Raw genomic sequence first — 26,609 nt, 5'->3', positions numbered from 1 at the left:
GATCCCTAAATTCAAAAAATTCATTGAAAAAATGGATGAGCGATGGTTTAATAGAAGTAGCAGGAGGGCTGGCCCCAAAGGTTGTTTTGGGCTAAATCACTTGTATATATGACGGTGATCGGAAAAGGTGTCCCGATTCTTTTGGGACACCCTCCGCCTGATAAAGAAAACGGTTCGAGCGGCTCGCTTTTTTTTACTGATAAAAAGAAACGATGTTTCTTATTACGAAACGGAGGAGGGCGCTCATGCTTTCATTGACATGGATTGAGGAGCTGCAGGCGTTTTTGCATCCAGAACAGATCAAACGGAATGAATCGTTCCACCCCCTCGGCAATGATGGGGCGGTGACCGTCTATCCGCGAACAGAGGAAGAAATCGCTGCGGTGCTCCGCTATGCCGACCGCCATGGCAAAAAAGTCGTCATCGCTGGACGCGGCACAAAACGGGGGTTTGGCGGGCAGCGGGAACAGGCGGACATCTTGCTGTCGTTGGAACACTATGCCGGCATTGTCGAACATGCGGCCGCCGATATGACGGTCACTGTCAAAGCCGGAACGGTGTTTGGTGATTTGCAGCGCGCGCTCGCTCCGCATCGGCAAAAGGTCGCCTTGGACCCGTTTTGGCCGGAGGAAGCGACGATCGGAGGGGTCATTGCCGCGAACGATAGCGGTCCGAAGCGGCTCGGCTATGGGGCAGCGCGCGATTCGGTCATCGGGCTGCGCGTCGTCTATCCGAACGGGACCGTCATTCGTTCCGGAGGCAAAGTGGTAAAAAATGTCGCCGGCTACGATATGAATAAGTTGTTCATTGGGGCGATGGGGACGCTCGGGGTGCTGAGCGAGATTACGCTCAAGCTTCGACCGCTCGCGAAATATGAAAGCGTTGTGTTGCTGTCGTTCCCAAGCGGCGATCTTCATGACATTCGCTCGTTTGCCGTTTCGTTCCTTGATACAATGATGGAGCCGATTTGTTTTGAACTGCTCAACCCGGCGCTTTCCGAGCGGCTGACGGGACGGCCGGTTTATACGCTTGTGATCGGGTTTGAAGATGTGGAAAACGCCGTCCATTACCAAGAGCATTGGGTTGAACGACTGCGGCCGAAAGCGGTGGAAATGTCCATTTTAGCCGGCGAAGAGACGGCGGCGTTTTGGCGGACGTTTTACACGATGGCACCGAACGGGCGTCTGGAGCAGGCGGAAAACGGTGTTGAAGCGGCAGTGAAAATCGGGGTTGTCAACTTGGATGTACTCTCCATCTTGCGTGAAAGCGTTTTAATCGCTGACCGTTGCCATGTCCGCATCGAGGCGCACGGCGGATTGGGCCACGGGCTTTGTCAGGCGTATATGCACGGCGGCGAAGAGGGAGTGTTGACCGCAATCGAGGAGCTGCGCCAAACGGCGGTTCGCCTTGGCGGCTACGCGATTGTGAAACATTTGCCGCTTTCGCTGCGCCAGCGCGTCGACGTCTGGGGCGGAAAGCCGTCGTACTTTTTCTTGCTCGAAGGCATTAAGCGGAAAATCGATCCGAACAAAACGGTCAACGATCAACGCTTTATTGGGGGGATTTAATGATGAGCACGATGACCAATGAACGGGCGGACAGCCCGGCGTGTGCGACCGCGAGTCTTGGCAACTATCGTTTTCACGATTTGCCGGACCCGAGCAAGTGGGCTGATTGCGTTCATTGCGGCATGTGTTTAGAATCATGCCCGACGTACGAACAGACGGGTGAAGAACAGCACTCTCCGCGCGGCCGCGTTCATTTGATGAAGTCGGTCGGCGAAGGGAAGCTTGAGTTGACGCCTGATTTGCTCGATCCGATTTTTACGTGCTTGGATTGCCGTGCATGCACGACGGCTTGCCCGGCCGATGTCGATGTCGGTGGGCTCATTGAACAAGTGCGCGGCCAGCTCCGCCAGGCGGTTCCGCTCACCGGTTGGAAGGCGCTTGTCAGCGACGTTTTCTTAAAAGGCATTTTTCCGCATCCGTCGCGCCTCGATTGGCTCGGCCGCCTGCTGAAATGGTACCAAAAAAGCGGCTTGCAGACGGTGGCGCGCAAAACCGGACTGCTGCGTGTCATGCCCGATCACTTGGCTGAGATGGAGGCGATTTTGCCAGCGGTCGGTACGCCGGTTCGGAGAAAGTATAAACATCAGCCGCTCATTAAGGCGAAGGGGGAAACAAAGCGAACCGTCGCGATTTTGACCGGATGCGTCATGGATGTTATGTTTAGTGATATTAACGAAGCGACGATCCGTGTATTGACCCATAACGGCAACGATGTCGTCATCGTCCCGAACCAGACGTGCTGCGGGGCGCTTCACGTTCACGCCGGCGACCGCGAAACCGGCCGGAAGCTCGCCAAGCAAAATATTGAGGCGTTTCAACATGTCGACCATGTCATCGTTAACGCCGCCGGCTGCGGCTGCATGTTGAAAGAATATCCGGAACTGTTCCGCCATGACCCGGAATGGCATGAAAAGGCGGAGCAATTTGCCGCCAAAGTTGAGGATGTGTCCAAATTTTTGCATGACACGGGCTTCAAACCACCGAAAGCGGAATTGAACGTGCGCCTCACCTACCATGATGCGTGCCATTTGGCCCATGGCCAGGGCATCCGCCAAGAGCCGCGCGCTTTGATTGAAAGCATTCCGGGGGTGGAAATGGTCGCCATGCCAAACGCCGATCGTTGCTGCGGCAGCGCCGGCATTTACAACCTCACCCATCCGGAGATGGCACAAGCGGTGCTTGAGAGCAAAATGCAACACGTGCCGCAAGAGGTGGAGCTGATCTCGATGGGCAATCCAGGTTGCATGCTGCAAATGGCGCTTGGCGTCATGAAACATGGACGAAACCAAAAAATCGTCCATACGGTGCAGCTGCTCGATTGGGCGTACCAAAAAGAAGAAGGGAAGGACGTGCGCATATGAGAAAACGGCCGATTGCAACGAACGACCCGCACATCCAAGCGCTCGCCCGCATCGTTGGGGAACAGGCGATTTTATACCGGAAAGAAGATTTAATGGCGTATGACTGCGACGGCTTCACCGTCCACCGCCATTTGCCAAGGGCGGTTGTATTTCCAAACAGCACGGAGCAAGTGGCGGCGGTCGTCAAATACTGCCATGAGCATGATCTTCCGTTTCTCGCCCGCGGCGCCGGCACGGGGTTAAGCGGCGGGGCGATTCCGCTAAACGGCGAAGTCGTCATCAGCCTAACGCGGATGAAGCGGCTGTTGCACGTCGATCTCGAAAACCGGCGCGCCGTCGTCGAGCCGGGGTTTGTCAACTTGAAGTTGACGAACTCGGTCGCCCACCGCGGCTATTACTATGCGCCCGACCCGTCAAGCCAATATTGCTGCACGATCGGCGGCAACGTCGCTGAAAACGCTGGCGGCGCCCACTGCTTAAAATACGGAGTGACGACGAACCATATTTTAGGGCTTGAAGTCGTCTTGCCGAACGGCGAAGTGATTGAAATCGGCGGAAACGGCGTTCCCGATCCGCCAGGCTACGATTTGCTCGGGCTGCTGACCGGGTCGGAAGGGACGCTTGGCATCGTGACAAAAATCACCGTCCGTTTGTTGAAAAATCCCGAGGCCAAACAGACGGTGCTCGCCTATTTTGACGAAGTGGAAGATGCGAGCCAGACCGTTTCCGACATCATTTCCGCTGGAATCGTGCCGGCGGCGCTCGAGATGATGGACCAAACGGCCATCGAGGCGGTCGAAGCGGCCGCGTTTCCGGTCGGGCATCCGAAAGACATCGCCGCGCTGTTGCTCATTGAAGTGGATGGCATTTCCGCCGGGATCGACGAACAAATCAACGATATTTTAACGATTTGCCGCCGCCATCATGTGCGCGAAGTGAAAGTCGCCCAGTCAGAGGAAGAACGGGCCCGCTGGTGGGCGAACCGGAAAACCGGCTTTGGCGCCATGGGGGCGATTTCGCCTGACTATTTAGTGCAAGATGGCGTCATTCCGCGCAGCCGTCTGCCGGAAGTGCTGCGGGAAATCGCCGATATCAGCCGCAAGTATGGACTGAGAATCGCAAACATTTTCCACGCCGGCGACGGCAATTTGCACCCGCTTGTGCTGTTTGATGCGAGCAAGCCTGGGGAGACGGAGCGGGCGCTTGCCGCCGGAAGCGAATGCCTCAAGGCGTGCGCGGCGGTCGGCGGATCAATTACAGGGGAACATGGCGTTGGCATTGAGAAAAAAGAAGAGATGCGCTTCATTTTCACTGATGAGGAAATTTTGGCGCAAACGGCAATCCGCGACGTGTTTAACCCGAAAAACTTGCTCAACGCCGGCAAGCTGTTCCCGACGCCGGGGCGTTGTGTAGAGACAAAGATGCCGTCGACAGTGAAATGAAAATTTTTTGAAAACGATTGCCAGTCATTTCGTTTCATGGTATCATCTTTTTAGAGAAATTGAGAAACGATGTTTCGTAATAAGAAACAAGAGAGGGGAAGAGAATAATGGGCGAATACGTACAAAAAGGGAACATCCAAGTCGCCAAAGTGTTGTACGACTTTGTCAACGAGGAGCTTCTGCCGAACAGCGGGTTGGATCAAGACAAGTTTTGGAGCGATTTCGGCGCGCTCATTTCCGACTTGACGCCGCGCAACAAAGAATTGCTCGCCCGCCGCGACGAAATTCAAGAAAAATTGAATGAGTGGCATAAAGCGCATCGCGGCCGCTTTGATTTTAACGAATATAAAGCATTTTTGACAGACATCGGCTATTTGGAGCCGGAAGTCGAGGACTTTGAGATTACGACCGACAATGTCGATGATGAAATTGCCGTGCAAGCCGGGCCGCAGCTCGTCGTTCCGTTGACGAACGCCCGCTATGCATTAAACGCTGCCAACGCCCGTTGGGGCAGCCTGTACGACGCGCTGTACGGCACCGATGCCATCAGCGAAGAAGACGGCGCCGAGCGCGGTTCGTCGTACAACCCGGTGCGCGGGGCGAAAGTCATCGCCTACGGGCGGCAGTTTTTAGATGAAGCGGTGCCGCTGGCGCAATATTCCCATAAAGACGCTGTCCAGTACGCCATTGTTGATGGCCAGCTTGTCGTGACGACAGAAGGCGGGGCGACGACGGGGCTGAAAGAGCCGGAAAAATTCGTCGGCTTCCAAGGCGACCCGCAACATCCGACAGCGGTGTTGCTGAAGAACAATGGCCTTCACATTGAAATTCAAATCGACCGCGAGCATGCGGTCGGAAAAACGGATCAAGCCGGGGTCAAAGACATTGTCCTAGAAGCGGCCGTGACAACGATCATGGACGGTGAAGATTCGGTGGCGGCCGTTGACGCCGAAGACAAAGTGCTCGTTTACCGCAACTTGTTTGGTCTCGTTAAAGGCGATTTGACAGCGACATTTGAGAAAAACGGCAAAATCATGACGCGCTCCCTGAACCCGGATCGCGTATACAAAACGCCGGATGGCGGGGAGCTCGTGCTGCCGGGCCGTTCGCTCATGTTCGTGCGCAACGTCGGGCACTTAATGACGAACAACGCGATCTTGCATGCGAATGGCGAGGAAGTGCATGAAGGGATCATGGACGCCGTCATTACAAGCTTGATTATGAAACATTCGCTCATCGGCAATACACGCTACTTGAATTCTGCGCAAAGGTTCCATCTACATCGTCAAGCCGAAAATGCACGGATCGGCGGAAGTGGCGTTTGCCAACGAGCTGTTTGACCGTGTCGAAGATATGCTCGGCCTTGAGCGGAATACGATTAAAATCGGCGTGATGGACGAGGAGCGCCGCACGTCGCTCAACTTGAAAAACTGCATCTACCAAGTGCGCGACCGCATCATTTTTATCAACACCGGCTTCCTCGACCGGACCGGAGACGAAATTCATACGTCGATGGAAGCGGGGCCGATGCTGCGCAAAAACGAGATGAAATCATCGACTTGGCTGCAGGCGTATGAAAAATCGAACGTCGCCGTTGGGCTTGCCGCCGGCTTCCGCGGCCGGGCGCAAATCGGCAAAGGAATGTGGGCGATGCCGGATTTGATGGCAGAAATGCTGAAGCAAAAAGGAGCGCAGCTCAAAGCAGGCGCCAATACGGCATGGGTGCCGTCGCCGACAGCGGCCACGCTCCATGCGCTTCATTACCATCAAGTGAACGTCTCCGCTGTGCAAAGCGAACTGGCGAACGATCGGAACGATTATCGCGACGACATGTTGCAAATCCCGGTCGTTGACCATCCGCAATGGACAGCGGAAGAGATTCAAGAAGAGCTCGACAACAACTGCCAAAGCATTTTAGGCTATGTCGTCCGCTGGATCGACCAAGGGATCGGCTGCTCGAAAGTGCCGGACATTCACAACGTCGGACTGATGGAAGACCGGGCGACGCTTCGCATCTCGAGCCAAATTCTCGCCAACTGGCTCCATCATGGCATTTGCACGAAAGAGCAAGTGCTTGAGACGCTCAAGCGGATGGCGAAAGTCGTCGACGAACAAAACGCCGGCGATCCGAACTATCGTCCGATGGCGCCGAATTACGATGATTCGGTGGCGTTCCAAGCGGCGTGCGATCTCATTTTCCGCGGCTATGAACAGCCAAACGGCTATACCGAGCCGATTTTGCACCGCCGCCGTCAAGAAGCAAAAGCGAAATTTGCCGCCATTCAGCAATAAACGCCAAAAGCTGTATAAGGAACAAGGGATGGATGACCTTGTTCCTTCCTATCTATTATGATCAGAAAATTAAGAAAATAAATGGAGAAAGGAGGCAGCTCCTAGTTACTACTGGCCGGTTGTCAAACGCAAAGCAGCACAAAAGGCGGTACAAGGGGATGGGGAAGGCTAGTAGCTAGGGATCAGTGATGGAACATTTGCGAGAACGAGCGTTGCTTGTCCATCGGCAGGCAAGAGGAAAGCTGTCAGTTGAAGTGAAAGTGCCGGTCGTGAATGCCAATGATTTAAGTCTCATTTATTCGCCGGGAGTGGCTGAACCGTGCAAAGAAATTTACGTCGACCAAGACGAAATGTACAACTATACAGTGAAGGGCAATTTTGTCGCCGTCGTCTCGAATGGCACGGCGGTGCTTGGGCTTGGCAACATTGGCGCGCGGGCGGCGCTTCCGGTCATGGAAGGGAAAGCCGCCTTGTTCAAAGCGTTCGCCGGGATCGATGCCGTGCCGCTTTGCCTCGATACTGAAGATCCGGAACAAATCATTCAAACGGTCAAGTTGCTGGAACCGGCGTTTGGGGGCATCAATTTGGAAGATATCGCCGCCCCCGCCTGCTTTGTCATTGAAGAGCGTCTTCGCCAAGAGATGGCGATCCCGGTGTTTCATGATGATCAGCATGGCACGGCGATTGTCGTGGCCGCTGGGCTGACGAACGCCTTGAAAGTGGTTGGCAAACAGCTTGCCGATTGCCGGGTTGTCATCAACGGCGCCGGCGCTGCCGGGGTGGCGATCGCCAAATTGCTGCTGTCGATCGGAGTCGGCGAACTGATCGTTTGCGACACAAAAGGAGCGATTTATGAAGGGCGCTCGCATGGGATGAACGCTATCAAGGAAGAAATCGCCCGGCAAACGAATCACCGCCGTATCTCCGGGACGCTTGCGGACGTCATTCAAGGCGCGGATGTGTTTATCGGTGTCTCGGTTGCTGGGGCGTTGACGCCGGCGATGGTTCGGACGATGAACCGCGGGGCGGTCGTATTCGCCTTGGCCAATCCGGTGCCTGAGATCATGCCGGATGAGGCAAAAGCCGCCGGCGCCGCCGTGGTCGCGACCGGCCGGTCGGATTTGCCGAACCAAGTGAACAACGTGTTGGCGTTCCCTGGCATTTTCCGCGGCGCGCTCGATGTGCGGGCGACGCAAATTAATGAGGCGATGAAAATTGCCGCTGCCGAAGCCATCGCCGGGCTCATCCAGCCGGAAGAGCTGACGGAAGAGTATGTCATCCCGAACCCGTTTGACCGGCGCGTCGTCGAGGCCGTCGCTTCCGCCGTCGCCCGTGCCGCCATGGAGACCGGGGTGGCTCGAGTCAAGGAAAAAGTTGAGGAACAAAATCGTGTCAGAGAGGGGTAGCCATCGATGAAATTTGCCCGTTTTCTCGCTGATGGCGCGATTCGCGCCGGTGTGGTGAACGGTGAAGTGATCCGCGAAATCGAAGGAAATATGTTCACCGCTTGGGATTATACGGGAAACGTATTTCGCTATGATCGCGTTTCGCTCGTGGCGCCGCTTGCGCCGCGCCATGTGATCGGCATTGGCGCCAACTATGTGGCCTCCAGTGAACAGCTGCCGGTGGAACTGCCAGATATTCCTGTCTTTTTCTTTAAACCATCCTCGTCGGTCGTCGGGCCGGAAGCGGAGGTGGTCATTCCGAGCGGGGTTGGTGAAGTGAAATTTGAATCCGAGCTGGCGGTTGTGATCGGCAAAGAGGCAAAACAGGTGAGCGAAGAAGACGTGTGGTCGTATATTTTCGGCTATACGGTCGCCAACGATGTCACCGCGCCGCAGTTTTTCCACCCGGACGGCCATTGGACGATCGGAAAATCGTTCGATACGTTTACACCGCTCGGCCCGGTCATTGAAACAGAGCTCGATCCTCGGGCTGTATCGGTGAAAGCGCGGGTCAATGGTGAAGAAAAGCAGAACAGCTCGACCAAGCTGATGATCATTTCCATCAGCAAAATGATTTCGTATTTGTCTCATGTCATGACGCTGCAACCGGGCGACGTCATTTTGACGGGAAGCCCGGTCGGCGCCGAGCTTGTCGGCCCGGGGACGGTCATTGAATGCGATGTGGACGGCATCGGCACGCTCCGCAATACGTTCGTCGCCGCCAAAGCGCCAGCCGTTTCCATCCGACGTTCATAACGAACCTGCGGCATCTCTGGGCCAAACAAGGCATCAGGCGCGTCCTGACGGTGAATACGTTCCGTCCGTTAAGGCGGCGCTCGCTGCCATGCGCGCCTGCGCTGCTCTCCCGCCTGCAAAAGCCCGGCTGTTCGTGTATAATGGCGAGCGGAGAGAACAAATCGAGGTGAATGCGATGGAACGAGAAAACACGGTCAAATCGGTCCGCCGGGCGCTGCAAATTATCGAAATCGTCAGCACGAAAAAGGACGGGCTGGGCGTGACGGAAATCGCGAAACAAATGGACATCAACAAAAGTTCGGTGTACCGCATTTTAACGACGCTTGCCCAATACGGCTATATCGAACAACATCCGGAAACGGAGCGGTATAAGCTCGGCTACAAGTTTTTAGAGCTCAGCTCAAAGCTGCTTGATTCGATCGATTTGCGCCAAGAGGCGAAGCCATATTTGCGCGAGCTCGAAAAAGAAACGAACGAGGTCATCCACCTCGTCGTCTATGATCAAGGGGAAGTCATTTATATTGAAAAATTGGAAGGAACGGAGACGCTGCGCATGCACTCCAAAGTCGGCAAGCGGGCTCCGATGCATTGCACGGCGGTCGGCAAGGCCATTTTAGCCCATTTGCCGCCCGCGGTGGCTTCGGAGATCATCGATCGGAAAGGACTGCCGAAGCATACCGATTGGACGATCACCGACCGCGAGGCATTTTTCCGCGAACTTGAGACCGTCCGGCAAAACGGGTATGCGCTTGACTTGGAAGAAAACGAGTACGGTATCCGATGTGTTGCCGTTCCGATTTTTGACTATACTGGCGGCGTCGTCGCGGCGATCAGCGTTTCCGGCCCGACGATCCGCATGACGGACGACCGCATCACATCGCTCACTGTGCGCATGCGACAGATCGGCAAAGAACTGTCGGCAAGGCTCGGCTATCGTGGAGCCCATTCCGTCCAGCTGTAGCGGCTGGACGTTTTTTTGTGCCAAGAAGAATGACCCATGTGGATGCCGCCTTGGCGGGGAAGATGAGAGGAAGGCATCCTTTTTCCAAAACCGTTCAGATACAATCGAACGTTCTGTCGTTCGGCCGGCTCCGATATATCGGTTGTCTGCCAGTTTGAAACGAGAGAGGACTGCCTCTTGGTGGGCGTTTTTTGTAGTGCAAACAAACGGAATGCATGTAAAATAGAAACGAGGTGATATGCGACGTGAAAAAACAGACGCTGTCGGAATGGATCGAACAGCTTCGCCAAGATCCGAATGTCGTGCATTGGCATGAAATCGAACCGAAAGAAGCGAATTTCGTTCCGTTTCCAGACGAACTCGATCCGCGGCTTGGCGCGGCGCTCAAAGCGCGCGGCATCGCTTCGTTGTATACGCACCAGGCGGCCGCTTATGACGCGGTCCAAAGCGGGCGGAACATTGTCGCCGTGACGCCGACCGCTTCAGGGAAAACGCTTTGCTACAATTTGCCGGTGCTCGATGCCATTGCCAAAGAGCCATCAAGCCGCGCCCTGTATATCTTTCCAACGAAGGCGCTCGCTCAAGATCAAAAAAATGAACTAAACGAGATCATCGCCGAGATGGGGGTGTCGATTTACAGCCATACATACGACGGCGACACGGCGCCGGCGCTGCGGCAAAAAATCCGTCAAGCGGGCCATATTGTCATCACCAACCCAGATATGCTCCATACGGCCATTTTGCCGCACCATACGAAATGGATTTCTCTTTTTGAACAGCTGCGCTACGTCGTCATCGATGAACTGCATACATACCGCGGCGTATTCGGCAGCCATGTGGCGAACGTCATCCGCCGCTTAAAGCGCATTTGCGCCTTTTACGGGAGTCGACCAACGTTTATTTGCACGTCGGCGACGATCGCCAATCCGAAAGAGTTGGCGGAGCGGCTGATCGGTGAACCGGTGGCGCTTATTGACAACAATGGGGCGCCGCGCGGGCGGAAATATTTCGTGTTTTACAATCCGCCGGTTGTCGAGCGGACGATGAACATCCGCCAAAGCGCGACAAAAACGGCCGTTGAGCTCGCAAGACAGCTGCTTGTCAACCGCATTCCGACGATCGTTTTCGCCCGCAGCCGCGTCCGTGTCGAGTTGATTTTAAGCCATTTGCAGGCGGTGGTGAACGAACGAATCGGCGATACGACGATCCGCGGCTACCGCGGCGGCTACTTGCCGAACGAGCGGCGCGCCATTGAAAAAGGGTTGCGCAGCGGGGAGATTATCGGTGTGGTGAGCACGAATGCGCTCGAGCTCGGTGTTGATATCGGCCAATTGCAAGCGTGCATCTTAACAGGGTATCCGGGAACGATCGCCAGCACGTGGCAGCAAGCCGGGCGCGCCGGCCGGCGCCAGGGCGATTCGCTCGTTGTGATGATCGCAAGCGCAAGCCCCCTCGATCAGTACATCATCTCCCATCCAGAATACTTTTTCGCCCGCTCGCCGGAGGCGGCGCGCATCAACCCGGACAATCTGCTCATTTTGGTCGATCATATCAAATGCGCCGCCTATGAGCTTCCGTTCCGGCGCGGCGAGACGTTCGGCGGCGTCGAGGTCGAAGAGGTGCTCGACTTTTTGGCCGAGCAAGGGGTGCTAAACGAACGCGCTGGGCGCTGGCACTGGATGAGCGACGCGTTTCCCGCGCATGATATCAGTTTGCGCTCCGCGGCTCAGGAAAACGTCGTCATCATCGATATTTCCGACACCGCCCACCATCGCGTCATCGGCGAAATGGACCGCTTCAGCGCGATGACGCTGCTTCATGATGAAGCGATTTATTTGCACGAAGGAGCACAATACCAAGTTGAAAAGCTCGACTGGGAGGAGAAAAAGGCGTACGTCCGCCAAGTCGATGTTGAATATTTTACGGACGCCAATTTGGCTGTCCGGCTTGATGTGCTGTCGGAAGACCGGAGCGAAACGCGCGGACAAATGGCGGTGCGTTACGGTGATGTATCGGTCCGAGCGATGGCGACGATTTTTAAAAAGCTGAAGCTGTCGACGTTTGAAAACATCGGATCAGGGCCGATCCGCCTTCCGGAGGAAACGCTTCATACGTCGGCGGCGTGGATCGAGTGGGAGGCGGTGCCGTCACGGTTTTCCCCGGCGCTGTTTGAACAACTCCTTGTCGGCATCGCCAATGTGCTTGGTCATCTCGTGCCGGTGTTTGTCATGTGCGACCGCTCCGATCTTCACGTCGTGCCGCAGCTTAAGGCGCCGCATTCCGGACGGCCGACGATTTTCCTTTATGATCGCTATCCAGGCGGAGTCGGCCTGTCGGAGGCGGTGTTTGAACGGTATGAAGAGATCATGAAACATGTGAAAGAATGGGTCGAACGCTGCCCGTGTGCGGACGGCTGCCCATCGTGCATCGGCATTTCAAGCGCTGACGGACCGTCGTTGAAGCGCGAACTTGTCCAGTTTTTGGACGAACAACTTGCCGTTTGGGCCGGTCCGTCCGTTTAAGCGTCGTCATGCGTGTTTTTGCCGAGTGTGGGAGAATCAACTTATAGAAGCAAGCCGACGTCAAGCAAGGAGGGGGTGAACGGATGAAGCCGAAGTTGGCGCAATGGAAAGAATTGCTTGCCGCCCGGCATAAAAAGGAGAACGATGAAGAAAAAGAAGAGGAGAAACCGGACGGACGACCTGTGACGGACGTGCCGTATGCCGACGTTTGGCGGGAGTACGGCGCCAAGCCGTATTGGTTTGCCGGCGATTACTGCCTCATTCGGGAAACGGTGTATCCGCTTGACTATCAGCACGGCCGCTATCGGCTCGGAGCGCTGTATGAAGTGCACGAAAGATGGCAGGAAGCGCCGTTTTCCCATCCGCTCTCCTGCCGCGGCTTTGCCGTTAGCGACTTATTCTTTTTTGACACGGAGACGATGGGACTTTCAAGCGGGGCGGGAAACATCATGTTCTTGCTTGGCCACGCCCGCATTCTTGGCGATTTCGTCACCATCCGCCAGCACCTTCTGCCATACCCAGGGGCGGAAGTGGCGCTCTATCAAAGTTTTTTGTCTGACGTCGATTATACGACGCTTGTTACCTATAATGGAAAAGCGTTCGACTGGCCGCGCCTGAAAACGCGCCATGCGCTTGTCCGCAACATGGTGCCAAAACTGCCAGCGTTCGGTCATTTTGATTTGTATCACGCCGCCCGCCGCTTATGGAAAGACAAATTGGATTCGCTGCGCCTTTCGGAAGTGGAGCGGCACATTCTCTATGTCGAGCGGGGCGATGATGTGCCGGGCTTTTTGGCGCCGATGATGTACAAGGAGTTTTTGCAAACGCCCCATCCAGACCGGCTCATGCCAGTATTGCGCCATAACGAGCGCGACGTGTTGTCGCTCATTGCTCTCTACATTCACCTATCCGTTCAGCTGCTTGAAGCGGACCGGCTCGCTGACCCCAAGGAGCAGTTGGCCGCCGCCCGTTGGTTCGAAGCGGTCGGGGAAACAGCGGCGGCAAGGGGGGTGTACGAGGAGGCGAGCGGCAAAGGGGCGAAGGAAGCGCAGACGGCGAAATGGCAGCTTTCTCTTTTATACCGAAAAGAAAAACGATATGAAGAGGCTGCTCTCCTTTGGCGCGACTTGTTTATCCACGGAAATGGCTATTGGAAGGCGAAGGCCGGGCTTGAACTGGCGAAGGTGTATGAACATTATTTCCGGGATGCGGCCGAAGCGCACCGTTATGCCGTTATGGCATATGAAGCGTGGCGGTCGCTCGCTAGGATGAGCCGACAACATAGCGAGAAAGAAGAAGCGGAATGGCGCAGGCGGCTCGCGCGGCTTGAACGCAAGAAAAACGGGTGAGAACTCGTCCATTTCCCTGGCAAGCGCAAAATATGACAGAAAACGAAAATGTTTCGTCTTTTTGTTGTGAATCTTGTAGAAAAAAGAAAAAACGTGTACAATGGCATCGGAATGAACGAAAACGATGGCAGGGAGAAGAAGACGATGCGGAGCATGTACAAAAAAATTTTGTATCTCTTTTTTATTGTCGTCGGTTTGACGTTTGTCGTGTTCAATTATATCTATTAATGAACGTCAGAGAGGCCGGCGCCGCATAACGGATTCAAAAAGACGAATGACTATGCCAAAACGTCCGAAGCACCGGAGCGAGAGAGCCGGTAGATTGTTGGCGCGAATGGCTCTTCAAAATGGGTGTTTATACTAGTACGAGTCCACTCCGTTCATCATAGGCTAGTATTGTCAAGCAACAGCCTAAATTGATGAAAGGAGAGGAATATGATGCATTGCCTGCCGAATGTAACGGCGCCGATCGTTCATCCGCCTCGTTGCAACGTTTTGCATCATTTCGAAGCAACGATTGTGCCGCATATCCATCCATCGCATACGATGCATGTTTATCATCACCTGTATGAACATCAACATTATTTCCCGCATACGGAATCGGCGGTGGCTCAGGCTGCCAATCGCCATCTGTACTGCCCGGGTCCGGGACCGATGCCATTTCCGCCGTTTCCGCTGCGATAGTAAGGGCCAAAAACAGAAGCCGCTTTGTCGGCTTCTGTTTTTTTACGGATGGAAAACGCCGGCAGCCGGCGGCGTTTGGGCGGGAGGACGGCGTTTCGGCGCCGCCGGGAAGTCTGCGTGGGCGCCATGCGGCTTCCCGATCGATGCGGCAAGCCAACCGTCAATTGACAACCGGCTGAATTTCTGAAAAAATAAAGAGAAGATGATCGTTGAATGCGGATTGAGGTGAAAAGCCATGTCAGCCCATCAAGTGAAACTGACGCCGAAAGACATTTTAGAAAAGGAATTTAAGGTAAGCATACGGGGGTACAACCAAGACGAAGTGGATCAATTTTTGGATCTCATTATTAAAGATTATGAAGCATTTCAGCAAGAAATTGACGAGTTGCGCCAGGAAAACGCCCGGCTGAAGCGGCAAGTCGAGGAGCTTCAAAAACGGCCGGCGATGTCGGCGGGAACGACGAACTACGACATTTTGCAGCGCCTTTCCAACTTAGAAAAGCATGTGTTTGGCCGGAAACTGTATGAATAACCAGCCGGCAGGGCGAAGTTGATGCAGGGATTTCTAATTTTTTCTTCTTGATTCTCACACCAAGATCAGCTATACTGTAAGATGCTCGCAGCGTTAATCATGTTCGGGTAATCGCTGCGGCCGGTTTCGGCCGTAGAGGAAAGTCCATGCTCGCACGGTGCTGAGATGCCCGTAGTGTTCGTGCCTAGCGAATCCATAAGCTAGGGCAGTCTGGCTTCGGCTGGGCTGACGGCGGGGAAAGAACCTACGTCCGCATGCGGATATGGTTCGATTACCCTGAAAGTGCCACAGTGACGCAGCTCTAAGGGAAACCTTAGAGGTGGAACGCGGTAAACCCCACGAGCGAGAAACCCAAATGATGGTAGGGGCACCTTCCCGAAGGAAATGAACGGAGGGAAGGACAGGCGGCGTACGCTGCCTGTAGATAGATGATTACCGCCGGAGTACGAGGCGAAAGCCGCTTGCAGTACGAAGGTACAGAACATGGCTTACAGAACATGATTAACGCGGTGATTGGAATCGTGGGAAAGCCCTCCTGCAGGAAGGAGGGCTTTCTCTTTTGTGTGTTTTCCTTCCATATGACTATAATGGAAGTATAGGCCATGAATGAGGATACATACATCTATCAGATAGGGGGAACAGGATGACTTCGTTTTCGCTGATTGCCACGGCCGCGATGGGGCTCGAATCAGTCGTCGCGGAAGAAGTGCGCCGGCTTGGCTATGAGTGCCAAGTGGAGAACGGCAAAGTGACGTTTGAAGGCGATGCGCTCGCCATTTGCCGGGCCAACCTTTGGCTGCGCACCGCTGACCGCGTGAAGCTGAAAGTCGGTGAGTTTCGAGCGACGACGTTTGAGGAGTTGTTTGAACAAACGAAGGCGTTGCCATGGGCCGATTACTTGCCGAAAGATGCCGAGTTTCCGGTGATCGGGAAGTCGGTCAAATCAACGCTGTTCAGCGTTTCCGACTGCCAAGCCATTGTGAAAAAGGCAGTCGTCGAAAGCTTAAAAGCGCGCTATCATTTGTCGTGGTTCCCGGAAACCGGGCCGTTGTATCGGATCGAGGTGGCGCTTCACAAAGATATCGCTACGTTGACGATCGATACAAGCGGCGCCGGGCTGCATAAACGCGGCTACCGTGCTCGCCAAGGGGAGGCGCCGCTAAGAGAGACGCTCGCGGCCGCCTTAGTGTTGCTCACCAATTGGACGCCCGAGCGCCCGTTCGTCGATCCGTTTTGCGGGTCGGGCACGATTGCCATTGAGGCGGCGCTGATCGGCCAAAACATCGCCCCAGGGTTTAACCGGGATTTCGTCTCGGAGCAATGGCCGTGGATCGGGGAATCGGTATGGGAAGAGGCGCGCCAAGAGGCGGAACAGATGGCGCGTTACGACCAACCGCTTGATATTTGCGGGATTGACCTTGACCCGCACATGGTCGAGATCGCCAAGATGAATGCAGCCGAAGCGGGGCTTTCCGATCTCATTTCTTTTCGGGAGGGCCGCGCCGAGCAGTTTCGGACCGATGCACAATACGGGGTGATCGTCGGCAACCCGCCATACGGCGAACGGCTTGGCGAACAACGGGAGGTCGAAGCGCTCTATCGCGCCATCGGCCGCGCCTTCGCCGCCTTGGATACGTGGTCGGTGTACATTTTAACCGCCCACCGCGGTTTTGAAACGCATTACGGCCGCCCGGCGACGAAGCGGCGCAAACTGTTTAACGGCTTTATTGAAACCCATTACTACCAGTACTGGGGGCCGCGGCCGCCGCGCGAAGCTCGAAGTTGACTTCTCGGCGGCCATCGATCATAATATTGTTTTGTTACTAGGGATCGAGCGCGCAACAAACTTGTTGCGCGCTTATGCATGATATGCCGGGGGAGTTTATGCCAATTGGAGGGGTGGCGACGATGGGCCATGAACGTTATCCGTTTGTTGTAGAAAAAAATGAAAACTTTTTTGATAAGTTGAGCCAGTGGATCGGCGATGTTTTTTATGACATTTTGCCGGAAGCCGGCTTTGAGCTGCGCGACGAGCAAATTTATATGGCGTTTCAGCTCGAGCGGGCGTTTCGAGAAAAAAAGGTGATCTTCGCCGAAGCGGGAGTTGGCACAGGGAAAACGATCGTGTATTTGCTGTATGCAGTCTGCTACGCCCGCTATACCGGTAAGCCGGCCATTATCGCCTGCGCCGATGAGACGCTCATTGAGCAGCTCGTCAAAAAGGAAGGCGATATTGCGAAGCTATCCAACGTGCTCGGGCTGGAAATCGACGTCCGGCTGGCGAAATCGCCAGATCAATATTTATGTTTGAATAAACTGGAAGAAGTAACGACGTATGACGATGACGACATCGAGCTGTATGAGCAAATTTACGATGAACTTCCGGCCTTCGTCCATGACAACAAACCGCTGCAGTCGTTCTACCGCTACGGCGACCGAAAAGAATACGCCCACCTGACTGATGAGCAGTGGAAAAAAATCGCCTGGGATCCGTTTCAAGACTGTTTCACGTGCGAAAAGCGGCATCGCTGCGGACAGACGCTTTGGCGCGACTATTACCGGAAGGCGGCGGATTTGATCGTCTGCTCGCACGATTTTTATATGGAACATGTTTGGACGTATGAAGCGCGCAAGCGGGAAGGACAGCTGCCGCTGTTGCCGGAAGCGAGCTGTGTCGTGTTTGACGAAGGGCATTTATTGGAGTTCGCTGCGCAAAAGGCGTTGACATATCGAATGAAAGAGACGACGCTTGAGACGTTGCTGACACGTCTTCTTGAAAACGACATCCGTGAAGAGCTCGCCTATTTAATTGAGGAGACGCTGGAGACGAGCACGCGCTTTTTTGATGAGCTGAAAGCGTGCGCGAAAGACGTTCCGGGTTCGAACCGGAAAGAAATTTTGCCGTCGCCGCGTCTTGAACAATGGGCGAAGCGGCTCCGCGGCCAAATGGTCGAAATCGGCAACGAGCTTGTGTTTGAAAGCGAGACGTATACGATCGATCATTACCAGCTGAACATTGTGGATGAATATTTGGACCAAATCCAGTATTCACTCGATTTGTTTTTGAAAAACGCCGACGCCATTACGTGGCTTGAGTCGTCGCGTCAAGAGGCGACGTTTGTCGTCATGCCGCGCACCGTTCAAGAAGTGTTGCGCGAAAAAGTGTTCAGCAAACGAATGCCGTTTATCTTTTCGTCAGCGACGCTATCGAGCGGAAAATCGTTTGCCTATATCGCCCAAAGCTTAGGCATTGATGACTATTTATCGTTCAGCGTGCCGTCGCCGTTTGATTACGACGAACAGATGACGATTTTTATGCCGACGTTCCGCGCGGATGAGACGCTGTTTGCCAAAAAATACGCATATGCGCTTGAAAAATTGCGCGAAACCGGAGGCCGGGCGCTCATCTTGTTCCCGACGCGCGAGGAGCTTCTTCAGTTTAAAGAGGCGGCAGCCGGCGAACCATTTTCGTTTTTGTTTGAAGGCGACCGTGAAATCAGCGATTTGGTCGCCGAGTTTCAGCGTAACGAGGAAACGGTGCTTTGTTCCGAACATTTATGGGAAGGACTTGACATCCCGGGGCCGTCGCTTTCGAACGTCATTATTTGGTCGCTGCCGTATCCGCCGAATGATCCGGTGTTTCAGGCGAAGCGAAAAGCGTATAGCAACCCGTTTTGGGACGTCGATGTGCCGTATATGCTTCTTCGCCTTCGCCAAGGAGTCGGACGGCTCATCCGCACGCGCGATGACCGCGGCATTGTTTCCATTTTCGTCACCGACAGGGAAGATGAACGGGTCATTGCGGCGATCAAAGACGTGTTGCCGACAGCGGTGAGGGAAGAATGATATTCTTCCCTTTTTCATTTTCCACAAAAATAGCATTTTCTCGCTGGCAAGCAGGAAAATGGCACCTTGTTATGGAAATGATGATACGGCCATGAAATACATAGGGGGACTGAGTATAGTGAAACCAATCGAAGCGCAGTTTTTGCAATACGTGAAAAAAATGACGGGCTACCGCGAAGCGATTGGCCTCATGTATTGGGATTTGCGGACTGGCGCCCCGAAAAAAGGGGTCGAGCAGCGATCAGAAGTGATCGGCATGCTGTCAGAAGAAGTGTTTCGCATGTCGACATCCGAGGAGATGGCAGCCTTTATCGCCAAGCTGTCGCCCAAAGCCGTCTACGAGCAGCTGAATGACGTGACAAAGAAAACGCTTGATGAATGCAAAAAAGAATACGAGCGCAATAAAAAAATTCCAGCGGATGAATACAAAGAGTTTGTCGTGCTTTGTTCCAAAGCGGAAAGCGTTTGGGAAGAAGCGAAAGCGGCTGCTGATTTCGCCCGGTTTCGCCCGTATTTGGAGCAAATCATCGAGTTTCAGCGCCGCTTTATCCGTTATTGGGGGTATGAAGGACACCCGTACAATACGCTGCTCGATCAATACGAGCCGGGCATGACCGTCGATTTGCTTGACGAACTGTTCAGCCGCCTGCGCGAACGCATCGTCCCGCTTGTGCACGCCATTTCCGCCGCGTCCGACAAGCCGGACACGTCCTTTTTGTTCGCGCCGTTTCCAAAAGAAAAGCAGCGCGCTTTTCTGCTTGAGTTGCTTAAAGAGCTCGGCTATGATTTTGGCAAGGGGAGACTTGATGAGACGGTCCATCCATTTGCGATCGGGCTCAACCCGAACGATGTGCGCATTACGACGCGCTACGACGAGCGCGACTTCCGCACCGCGGTGTTTGGCACGATCCATGAATGCGGCCATGCGCTGTATGAACAACACATTTCCGAGGCGCTTGTCGGCACTCCGCTTGCAAGCGGGGCGTCGATGGGCATTCATGAATCGCAGTCGCTCTTTTTTGAAAATATGATCGGACGCCACTATGCGTTTTGGAAGCGGCATTATCCGCGCCTTTTGCAATACGCGCCCACGCAGTTCGCCGACGTTTCGCTTGATGCGTTTTACCGGGCGATCAATGAAGCGAAGCCGTCGCTCATTCGTATTGAAGCGGACGAACTGACGTATCCGCTCCATATTATCATCCGCTATGAAATCGAAAAGCAGCTGTTTGCTGGGGAGCTGGAAGCGATCGACTTGCCGGATGTATGGAATGAGAAATATGAACAATACCTTGGCATCCGCCCGCACAACGATGCGGTCGGCGTGTTGCAGGACGTCCATTGGTCCGGCGGCAGCTTCGGCTATTTCCCATCGTATGCGCTCGGCTATATGTATGCGGCGCAATTCAAGCAAGCGATGGAAAAAGAGTTGGATGTAGCTGGGCTGCTTGAAGAGGGGAACATCGCACCGATCCGTGAATGGCTGACCGTTCATATCCACCAGTTTGGAAAAATGAAAAAGCCGCTCGAACTTGTGCGCGATGCGACGGGCGAAACGCTGAAAGCCGATTATCTTATTCAATATTTAGAAGAAAAATATAAGGCGCTTTATCGATTATAGAAACAGGCGCGTCAGTGCAAACATCGTTCTTACGCTGTTCGTTTAGTTTTTCTGTCGACAAAGTCCTATTGTGTCTCGGTTTTATGCACATAAAGAGGAAGGTGTCCCGATCGCTTGGGGACACCTTCTTGTTTCACCATAATTTGTATCCTTTCGACCCCGGCGGAGCGTTTTGAATGATGTCGATGATCGGCACCGTATAGGCGATCAAAATGAGCGCAACGACGAGGCCGATCCAAAGCTTCCAGTTTTCAAGCGCCAGCGCAGCCCGTTCATACGGGGCAGCTGCCTCGGCGACCGGAAACTCCGTTTCGCCTTTCGGGGCGAAAAAGGCCAAGTTGATCACGATGACGAGAATCAAAATAATGCCGATGAACAAGATGGTGCCGCCGACCGCTTGCGCGATTTGGTACGGAATCCATTCAAGCGCTTGCGGCGAATTGCTGTACGTTGAGAACGCCGAGCGTCGCGGTGCGCCGAGCAGACCGGCAAAATGCATCGAGCCGGACATGAACGTCATCCCAACCGCCCAAACGATCGTTTGAATGATGGCGAGCCGGTTCATCGCTTTCGTCATCACCCGGCCGGTCAAATGCGGAATGAGCCAGTATGACGCACCAAAAAATGTTAGGACGACAGTCGTTGCCACCGTTAAATGGAAGTGGCCGGTCACCCAAATCGTATTATGGACGACTTGGTTGAGTTGGTGCGAGGCGTTAATAATCCCGCCGGTGCCGGCCGGAATAAAAAACAGCATTCCGACAAACGGGGCGAAAAAGCGGGCGTCGCTCCACGGGAGTTTCCGCAGCCAGCCGAACAAGCCGGTCGCTCCCTGCGAGCGGCCGTACGATTCAAACGTCGCAAACATGGCGAACGCGGTCATGAGCGACGGAATGATGACCATGAACGTCAAGACGACTTGCACGTATTTCCAAAACGGCGAAATTCCCGGCTCAAGCAATTGGTGATGGAAGCCGACCGGAATCGAAAACAGCAAAAACAAGATAAACGCCAGCCGTGCGAGTGAATCGGAGAACATTTTGCCGCCGATCACTTTCGGAATGACGGCGTACCAAACCATATACGCCGGCAATAGCCAGAAGTAGACGAGCGGATGCCCAAAATACCAAAACAGCGTCCGGCTCAAGAGCACGTTCACCCGATCCGTGAGCCCAAGCGACCACGGAATGAGCTGGAAGACGACGGTGGCGGCGACGCCAAGCGAACAGACGAGCCATAGCACCATATTCGTCACTGACATGAACGCCAGCAGCGGGCTCACTTGACCGCGGTGCGTTTTCCGCCAGCGGGCATAATGAGCGAACATCGCAAAGCCGCTCACCCAGCTGCCGACGACGACAAGCGCCAAGCCGATGTAAAAGCCGGCGTGCGCTTGCAGCGGCGCGTAAAACGTATATAAGACAGATGCCTTGCCGGTTAAGATGAAAAACGCACTCATGGCTGTTCCGATTGTCATCAGCCAAAAACCGATCCAACCGGTCCGGCGCGAACCGTCTGAGAGCGCCCCGGTTGTACGGCTGACCGCGGCGAACTGAAAGCCGATAATGAAAAACGTCGTCAGCACGAGTCCAAGCAAGACGCCATGCGTCGTCAAAATCGTGTAATAGCTGATCCCAGCCGGGAGCTCAAACTTGCCGGAACGGACTAATGTTTGCAATAGGCCGGCGAACCCCCCGAGCGCGAGGGCGGTAAAGGCGACGAACAAATGGGCAAGCGCCAGTTTCGCATCGCGGCGATCGACTTTTTCCAACGGTTGTGCCATGTTACTCCACCACCTTTATGCGCGCCGTCATCATATGGTGGCCGGCGCCGCAATACTCGTTGCAAAGAATCGTATATTCGCCCGGTTTGTCAAACGTGGTTGTTAAGCTGTTCACATAACCGGGTTCGACCATCATGTTCACGTTCGTTCCCGGGATTTCAAATCCGTGGATGACGTCTTTCGAAGTGACGTTGATCGTCACTTTCGCTCCTTTTGGAATTTCGATCGCATTCGGTGTAAAAGAAAACGCGGCGACGACGATGTTCAACTCGTATTCCTTGTCTCCTTTTTTGACGAGCCCCGGATGATCAAACGGCGGGGTCGAATCGACTTTTTCTGGATCGATCGTCGTCAGGCAGCTCGGCGGCTGCTGTCCGGCGGCGAATGCACTTACGCCGACGACCGTCAAAAAAACGATCAAACAGCCGATGCCAAACGCAAGCCAAATTTTTTCATACTTATGGATGTGCATACCGATTCCCTCCTTTGCCGCTTACAGGCGGTGCAAAAATAAAAAGTAGACGCTGACCCAAGAAAAAATGATGAAAAAGCCGAGCAGAAACACAGAGGCCAGCGTGCCTTTGAGCGCCGGCTCTTTTTCCTTTTTCGTTTGCCGGGCCGCTGTGATCAGTTTTGCCATGCCGTATCCCTCCTCTTTGTTGGATTCATCCCCCATAACAGCAATTCGGCAGGTGCGCCAAACGGCCAATTTCCCTGCTTTGACACTATCATAACTGTACAAAACTGGGGCAACAGTGACTTTTCTCACAAAAACGATGCTGGAAGTGTGAACAAATGGTGACGTTTGTGAAAAAATGATGAAGACGTCATTTTCTCTCGCGGCAGCAGAGCCCGCCAATGTTCTTTTTGCTGGCATGTAAAGCGCCGGCGATTGAACAGGCAATGGGATGCAGCAAAGAGATTAAGCCTATCGATCATTGATGATTTTTTAGCCAACGGCCAAGCGGCGCTCGGAATGGTGGAGATCATCGAGCAAGCGGGAGCTGATATGGTCGGCATCGGCATTGTCATTGAAAAAGCGTTTCAAGACGGCGGCCGGCTGCTTCGTTCGCGCGGCTTCCGCGTTGCGTCGCTCGCCCGCATCGCATCGCTTGATGGCGGCGCCATTCAATTTGCTGACGAGGTGATGAGTCGATGAAGATGAAATGGTGGCAAGTCGGATCGCTCGGCATCCAACATGTATTGGCCATGTACGCCGGGGCGATCGTCGTTCCGCTCATCGTCGGCGGGGCGCTGATCGCGATGTTCGGCATGGTCATTGCCTACGGTGTGAAAATGTTAGGCCAAGTTGACCTAACTGTGCAAGAGAACTTGCTGATCATCGCCTGCTCGGTCGGCGTGGGGCTTGGGGTGACGGCGGTGCCGAACTTGTTTGCCGAGCTGCCGACCGGCTTGCGCATTTTAACCGACAGCGGCATCGTCGCCGGCAGCATGACCGCCATCATCTTAAACGCCGTCTTCCATTTCGGTAAGGCAAGAAAATCGGCTGCACTGCCGCTGCAGGAACAAAAAATTTCATAATGGTGTTGATCGCTTTTATAGCCATCTTCGTTTTCCGGCCACTGCTCGGGAAATGGGGGTGGCTTTTTTATTGGCGTGTCGATTGGCAGAGAAAATGATAGAAACTGGTGGAGGGATGATGGTATAATGGAAAGCGAATAGGAAAGGGGGTGAAACAATGGATGAATGGGTGGAGCGCCTTTTCGATGAGCTGCGGCAAATACGGAATCAGATGGCGACCAAACAGGATGTTGTGCGGGTGAATGATCGCATCGATCGGCTTGAACAAACGGTGAGCGCGACGAAAGAGGATGTTGCGCGGTTAAATGGACGCGTCGGGCAACTCGAAGAGACCGTGGCAGCGACGAGAGAAGACGTTGTCCGGATGAATGATCGCATCGGGCGGCTTGAGCAGACCGTGGCAGCGACGAGAGAAGACGTCGCAGCGCTGGATGGGCGCATCGGGACCATCGAGCGGACGATGGCAACGAAAGAGGATGTCGCAGCGCTGGATGGGCGCATCGGGACCATCGAGCGGACGATGGCAACGAAAGAGGATGTCGCAGCGCTGGATGGGCGCATCGGGCAACTCGAAGAGACCGTGGCGGCTAACAGAGACGACATTGCGGCGCTCGACAGCCGGATTGGGCGCATGGAACAAACGATGGCGACGAAAGAGGACGTTGCCGAATTGCCGTTTATTCGGCAAGCTGTCGTGGAAACGTTAGAAACGCTCCATGAAATTTCGGCGATGAAACAAACCCTCACAGAAATGCAACAAAAAGTCAATGAAGTCATTGCCGGACAAGCGCGGCAAGAGCTCGTACTTCAATCCCTCGCTTTGCACTTGCTCGAGCATGAAAGTGAAATCCGCGCGCTAAAAGCGAGATAAATAACGAACCTCTCCTATTGTACATCCTCGCTGATGATCATGTTCCTTCCAAAACAGGCCGGTTTTGTCCGCGCCTGTTTTTTGATTGCAGCAACTTTTCATAACTTTTTTTGGCTGCGAAAACTAGAAATCCATTCGCTGTTCCTGAAAAAACGGGTGTACAAACATATTTTCCATTGCATATAGTTTGGCTTGTTGCGCATCCTAATAGAATAAAGAGGAACAGACCGAGGTGTTTGTATGCCGGTTCTTTTATCTGTCGGCACAGCAAGGATGCCGTATACGGCCGCCCAAGACGAGGTGAAGCAGCATGTCGCCGGGCTGTTCGCCGGTCGAATGGCGCGTGCGGAGCGGCTGCTGCAGGCGTTTGACAACAGCGGCATTCATACGCGCACGTTTGTCCAACCGCTTGCCTGGTACAGCGCGCCGCGCGGTTTCGGTGAAAAAAATGGGGTGTACATCGACCGTGCCGTCCGCTACAGCCGAGAGGCGGTCAATGACTGTTTGCGCAAGGCTTCGTCCGGCCCTGTTTTGCATGAGGAGATCGATGCGCTGTTTTACATCTCAACGACAGGGCTGTCGACGCCGAGCATCGAGGCGCGGCTGATGAACGTATTGCCGTTCTCCCCTCATGCCGTAAGAGTGCCGATTTGGGGGCTCGGTTGTGCGGGAGGGGCGGCTGGGCTCGCCCGGGCAGCCGACTATTGCCGGGCGTTTCCGAATGCCAAGGCGCTTGTGATCGCCGTTGAGTTTTGCAGTTTGACGTTTCAACTCAATGATTGGTCCAAAAGCAATGTGATCGGTACGTCGCTTTTTTCCGACGGCGTGGCGTGCTTGCTTGTGGCTGGCGACGGAGCGGCGCCGACAGCTGGCGCGCCGCGTGTCATCGCCGCCCGCTCGGTGCTCATGCCCGGCTCGGAAGACGTGATGGGCTGGGATGTTCGCGACGAAGGTTTGTTTGTCATCTTTTCAAAAGACATTCCGGCGATCGTTCGCTATTGGCTGCGCCCGCAAGTCGAGTCGTTTTTGCAGGAACATGGGTTAGGGCTTGGGGATATTCATCATTTCATCGCCCACCCGGGCGGGAGGAAAGTCATTGAAGCGTACGAGGAGGCGTTCGGATTCGGTCCGGAACAGACAAAAGCCGCTAGAGACGTGCTCGCCCGCTACGGCAACATGTCGTCGGCCACCGTGTATTTTGTGCTCGAACAGATGATGCGGCAGCCGCTTTCGTCCGGGCACGGCCTGCTTATCGCTCTCGGCCCGGGCTTTAGTGCGGAAATGGTGCTGCTTCAATGGGGGGGATGATCGTGCGGTTTTGGTTCGTGTTTTTGGCGGTTGCCGGCATGCGCGTCATTGAGCTTCGGCTTGCAAAACGGAACGAACAGTATGTGAAAGCGCTCGGGGCGCGGGAGTTCGGCGCTCGCCATTACCCGTTGATCGTATTGATGCATGTCGGTTTCTTTTTGTCGTTGGCTGTTGAGGCGCTTCGAAAGGGCGCGCGCCCGTCGCGCCGCTGGCCGCTTTTGTTTCCGCTTTTTCTTGTCGTGCAAGGGCTGCGCGTATGGACAATTGGGTCGCTCGGCCGTTTTTGGAATACGAAAATTTTGATCGTACCAAACGGCCAAGTAGTGAAAAAAGGGCCGTACCGATGGCTTCGCCACCCGAACTATGTGGTTGTCGCCTTAGAGATTGCGCTGTTGCCGCTTTTGTTTCAAGCGCCGATCACCGCGCTTGTCTTTTCGCTTTTGAACGCATTTTTGCTGTCGATTCGCATCGCGGTTGAGGAAAGAGCGCTGGCGGCGCTCACCGACTACCGGGAGGCGTTTCGGGAGCGGCCGCGTTTTTTGCCCCGGTTAAGGGGGGAGGCTGCCATTCGCAAGATGCGGCAAGCTGAAAGCAGCGGACAAATAAAAAACAGCCCTTGAGCCGTCTATAATGGCATCTGTTCGCCGTTCGCCTGCGGGCGGCGGCAGGGCGTTGCCTCTTTCTCTATGTCATCCTGTCGGGTTACGGCAGGATTTTTCTTTTTTT

The 26,609-nt window shown here is 54.4% G+C and carries 20 protein-coding genes, 1 other RNA gene and 3 pseudogenes; 20 read left to right on the top strand and 4 right to left on the bottom strand.

The genetic code is table 11. From position 1 onward, the window contains the following. Positions 1 to 245: 245 nt before the first annotated feature. The 10 genes and pseudogenes from ACVX3G_RS12755 to ACVX3G_RS12710 all read left to right on the top strand — a co-directional run bounded on the left by ACVX3G_RS12755 (position 246) and on the right by ACVX3G_RS12710 (position 14,380). Positions 246 to 1,568 carry an FAD-binding oxidoreductase gene (locus ACVX3G_RS12755; protein ID WP_033012479.1) on the top strand — a complete coding sequence of 441 codons (1,323 nt, stop codon included), beginning with the start codon at positions 246 to 248 and terminating at the stop codon, positions 1,566 to 1,568. Beyond that, entirely contained in the window at positions 1,568 to 2,929 is a 1,362-nt protein-coding gene (locus ACVX3G_RS12750; RefSeq protein WP_014195676.1) for a (Fe-S)-binding protein, read from the top strand. Before ACVX3G_RS12755 ends, ACVX3G_RS12750 begins: the two co-directional genes overlap by 1 nt. Continuing rightward, complete coding sequence (locus ACVX3G_RS12745) at positions 2,926 to 4,371, top strand: FAD-linked oxidase C-terminal domain-containing protein (protein ID WP_014195677.1); 1,446 nt, start codon at positions 2,926 to 2,928, stop codon at positions 4,369 to 4,371. The genes ACVX3G_RS12750 and ACVX3G_RS12745 overlap by 4 nt, the downstream gene beginning before the upstream one ends. 107 nt (positions 4,372 to 4,478) lie before the next feature. Next, positions 4,479 to 6,663: pseudogene (locus ACVX3G_RS12740) on the top strand (malate synthase G). 188 nt (positions 6,664 to 6,851) lie between these two features. Continuing rightward, a complete protein-coding gene (locus ACVX3G_RS12735; RefSeq protein WP_011231030.1) occupies positions 6,852 to 8,069 on the top strand; it encodes an NAD(P)-dependent malic enzyme in 1,218 nt (405 codons plus the stop codon). Positions 8,070 to 8,075: 6 nt separating this feature from the next. Then, on the top strand, positions 8,076 to 8,864 hold the full coding sequence (locus ACVX3G_RS12730; RefSeq protein WP_023634476.1) for a fumarylacetoacetate hydrolase family protein: 789 nt from the start codon (positions 8,076 to 8,078) through the stop codon (positions 8,862 to 8,864). A 175-nt stretch (positions 8,865 to 9,039) separates the two neighbouring features. Then, positions 9,040 to 9,825, top strand: a complete 786-nt coding sequence (locus ACVX3G_RS12725; protein ID WP_025039208.1) for an IclR family transcriptional regulator — start codon at positions 9,040 to 9,042, stop codon at positions 9,823 to 9,825. Positions 9,826 to 10,070: 245 nt separating this feature from the next. Then, positions 10,071 to 12,347 (top strand): DEAD/DEAH box helicase, encoded by a 2,277-nt coding sequence (locus ACVX3G_RS12720; RefSeq protein WP_011231033.1) that lies wholly within the window; start codon positions 10,071 to 10,073, stop codon positions 12,345 to 12,347. An 83-nt stretch (positions 12,348 to 12,430) separates the two neighbouring features. Then, positions 12,431 to 13,696 (top strand): ribonuclease H-like domain-containing protein, encoded by a 1,266-nt coding sequence (locus ACVX3G_RS12715; RefSeq protein ID WP_011231034.1) that lies wholly within the window; start codon positions 12,431 to 12,433, stop codon positions 13,694 to 13,696. A 438-nt stretch (positions 13,697 to 14,134) separates the two neighbouring features. Next, complete coding sequence (locus ACVX3G_RS12710) at positions 14,135 to 14,380, top strand: CotD family spore coat protein (RefSeq protein ID WP_014195684.1); 246 nt, start codon at positions 14,135 to 14,137, stop codon at positions 14,378 to 14,380. Positions 14,381 to 14,422: 42 nt separating this feature from the next. On the opposite strand, the gene ACVX3G_RS12705 is transcribed toward ACVX3G_RS12710, so the two are convergent. Further along, positions 14,423 to 14,617, bottom strand: coding sequence for a hypothetical protein (locus tag ACVX3G_RS12705; RefSeq protein ID WP_014195685.1), 195 nt, complete (start codon positions 14,615 to 14,617; stop codon positions 14,423 to 14,425). Here ACVX3G_RS12705 and gpsB point away from each other — a divergent pair. The 5 genes from gpsB (at position 14,616) to ACVX3G_RS12680 (ending at position 20,379) form a co-directional block, all read left to right on the top strand. Then, on the top strand, positions 14,616 to 14,912 hold the full coding sequence (gene gpsB, locus ACVX3G_RS12700) for a cell division regulator GpsB (RefSeq protein ID WP_011231037.1): 297 nt from the start codon (positions 14,616 to 14,618) through the stop codon (positions 14,910 to 14,912). The genes ACVX3G_RS12705 and gpsB overlap by 2 nt on opposite strands. 99 nt (positions 14,913 to 15,011) lie before the next feature. Further along, an RNA gene (gene rnpB, locus ACVX3G_RS12695) (RNase P RNA component class B) lies at positions 15,012 to 15,408 on the top strand. Between the two features lie 147 nt (positions 15,409 to 15,555). After that, the gene (locus ACVX3G_RS12690; RefSeq protein ID WP_014195686.1) at positions 15,556 to 16,698 is read left to right on the top strand and encodes a THUMP domain-containing class I SAM-dependent RNA methyltransferase; all 1,143 of its coding nucleotides are present in this window, start codon (positions 15,556 to 15,558) and stop codon (positions 16,696 to 16,698) included. 122 nt (positions 16,699 to 16,820) lie between these two features. Continuing rightward, the gene (locus tag ACVX3G_RS12685; protein WP_011231040.1) at positions 16,821 to 18,758 is read left to right on the top strand and encodes an ATP-dependent DNA helicase; all 1,938 of its coding nucleotides are present in this window, start codon (positions 16,821 to 16,823) and stop codon (positions 18,756 to 18,758) included. 118 nt (positions 18,759 to 18,876) lie between these two features. Continuing rightward, positions 18,877 to 20,379 carry a carboxypeptidase M32 gene (locus tag ACVX3G_RS12680; RefSeq protein ID WP_014195688.1) on the top strand — a complete coding sequence of 501 codons (1,503 nt, stop codon included), beginning with the start codon at positions 18,877 to 18,879 and terminating at the stop codon, positions 20,377 to 20,379. Positions 20,380 to 20,512: 133 nt separating this feature from the next. Here ACVX3G_RS12680 and ACVX3G_RS12675 read toward each other — a convergent pair whose 3' ends face one another. The 3 genes from ACVX3G_RS12675 to ACVX3G_RS12665 are packed head-to-tail and all read right to left on the bottom strand — an operon-like array spanning position 20,513 to position 22,802. Beyond that, complete coding sequence (locus tag ACVX3G_RS12675) at positions 20,513 to 22,162, bottom strand: b(o/a)3-type cytochrome-c oxidase subunit 1 (protein WP_011231042.1); 1,650 nt, start codon at positions 22,160 to 22,162, stop codon at positions 20,513 to 20,515. A gap of 1 nt (position 22,163) precedes the next feature. Continuing rightward, positions 22,164 to 22,634 (bottom strand): cytochrome c oxidase subunit II, encoded by a 471-nt coding sequence (locus ACVX3G_RS12670; protein WP_011231043.1) that lies wholly within the window; start codon positions 22,632 to 22,634, stop codon positions 22,164 to 22,166. A gap of 21 nt (positions 22,635 to 22,655) precedes the next feature. Next, positions 22,656 to 22,802 carry a cytochrome c oxidase subunit 2A gene (locus ACVX3G_RS12665; RefSeq protein ID WP_011231044.1) on the bottom strand — a complete coding sequence of 49 codons (147 nt, stop codon included), beginning with the start codon at positions 22,800 to 22,802 and terminating at the stop codon, positions 22,656 to 22,658. 294 nt (positions 22,803 to 23,096) lie between these two features. Here ACVX3G_RS12665 and ACVX3G_RS12660 point away from each other — a divergent pair. The 5 genes and pseudogenes from ACVX3G_RS12660 to ACVX3G_RS12640 form a co-directional block, all read left to right on the top strand. Continuing rightward, positions 23,097 to 23,321 (top strand): annotated as a pseudogene (locus ACVX3G_RS12660) (type I phosphoribosyltransferase); the annotation flags it as partial. Positions 23,322 to 23,401: 80 nt separating this feature from the next. Further along, positions 23,402 to 23,704 (top strand): annotated as a pseudogene (locus ACVX3G_RS12655) (solute carrier family 23 protein); the annotation flags it as partial. Positions 23,705 to 23,861: 157 nt separating this feature from the next. Beyond that, the gene (locus ACVX3G_RS12650) at positions 23,862 to 24,575 is read left to right on the top strand and encodes a hypothetical protein (RefSeq protein WP_033845428.1); all 714 of its coding nucleotides are present in this window, start codon (positions 23,862 to 23,864) and stop codon (positions 24,573 to 24,575) included. Between the two features lie 240 nt (positions 24,576 to 24,815). Next, positions 24,816 to 25,883: a type III polyketide synthase gene (locus tag ACVX3G_RS12645; protein WP_011231047.1), complete on the top strand. Its 1,068-nt coding sequence runs from the start codon at positions 24,816 to 24,818 to the stop codon at positions 25,881 to 25,883. Further along, on the top strand, positions 25,880 to 26,503 hold the full coding sequence (locus ACVX3G_RS12640) for an isoprenylcysteine carboxyl methyltransferase family protein (protein WP_025039382.1): 624 nt from the start codon (positions 25,880 to 25,882) through the stop codon (positions 26,501 to 26,503). Before ACVX3G_RS12645 ends, ACVX3G_RS12640 begins: the two co-directional genes overlap by 4 nt. Positions 26,504 to 26,609: the final 106 nt, after the last annotated feature.

The sequence above is a fragment of the Geobacillus sp. PLS 41 genome, from assembly GCF_056494105.1.
The sequence above is the reverse complement of the archived record's forward strand: the minus strand, read 5'-3'. Positions and strand labels throughout refer to the sequence as shown.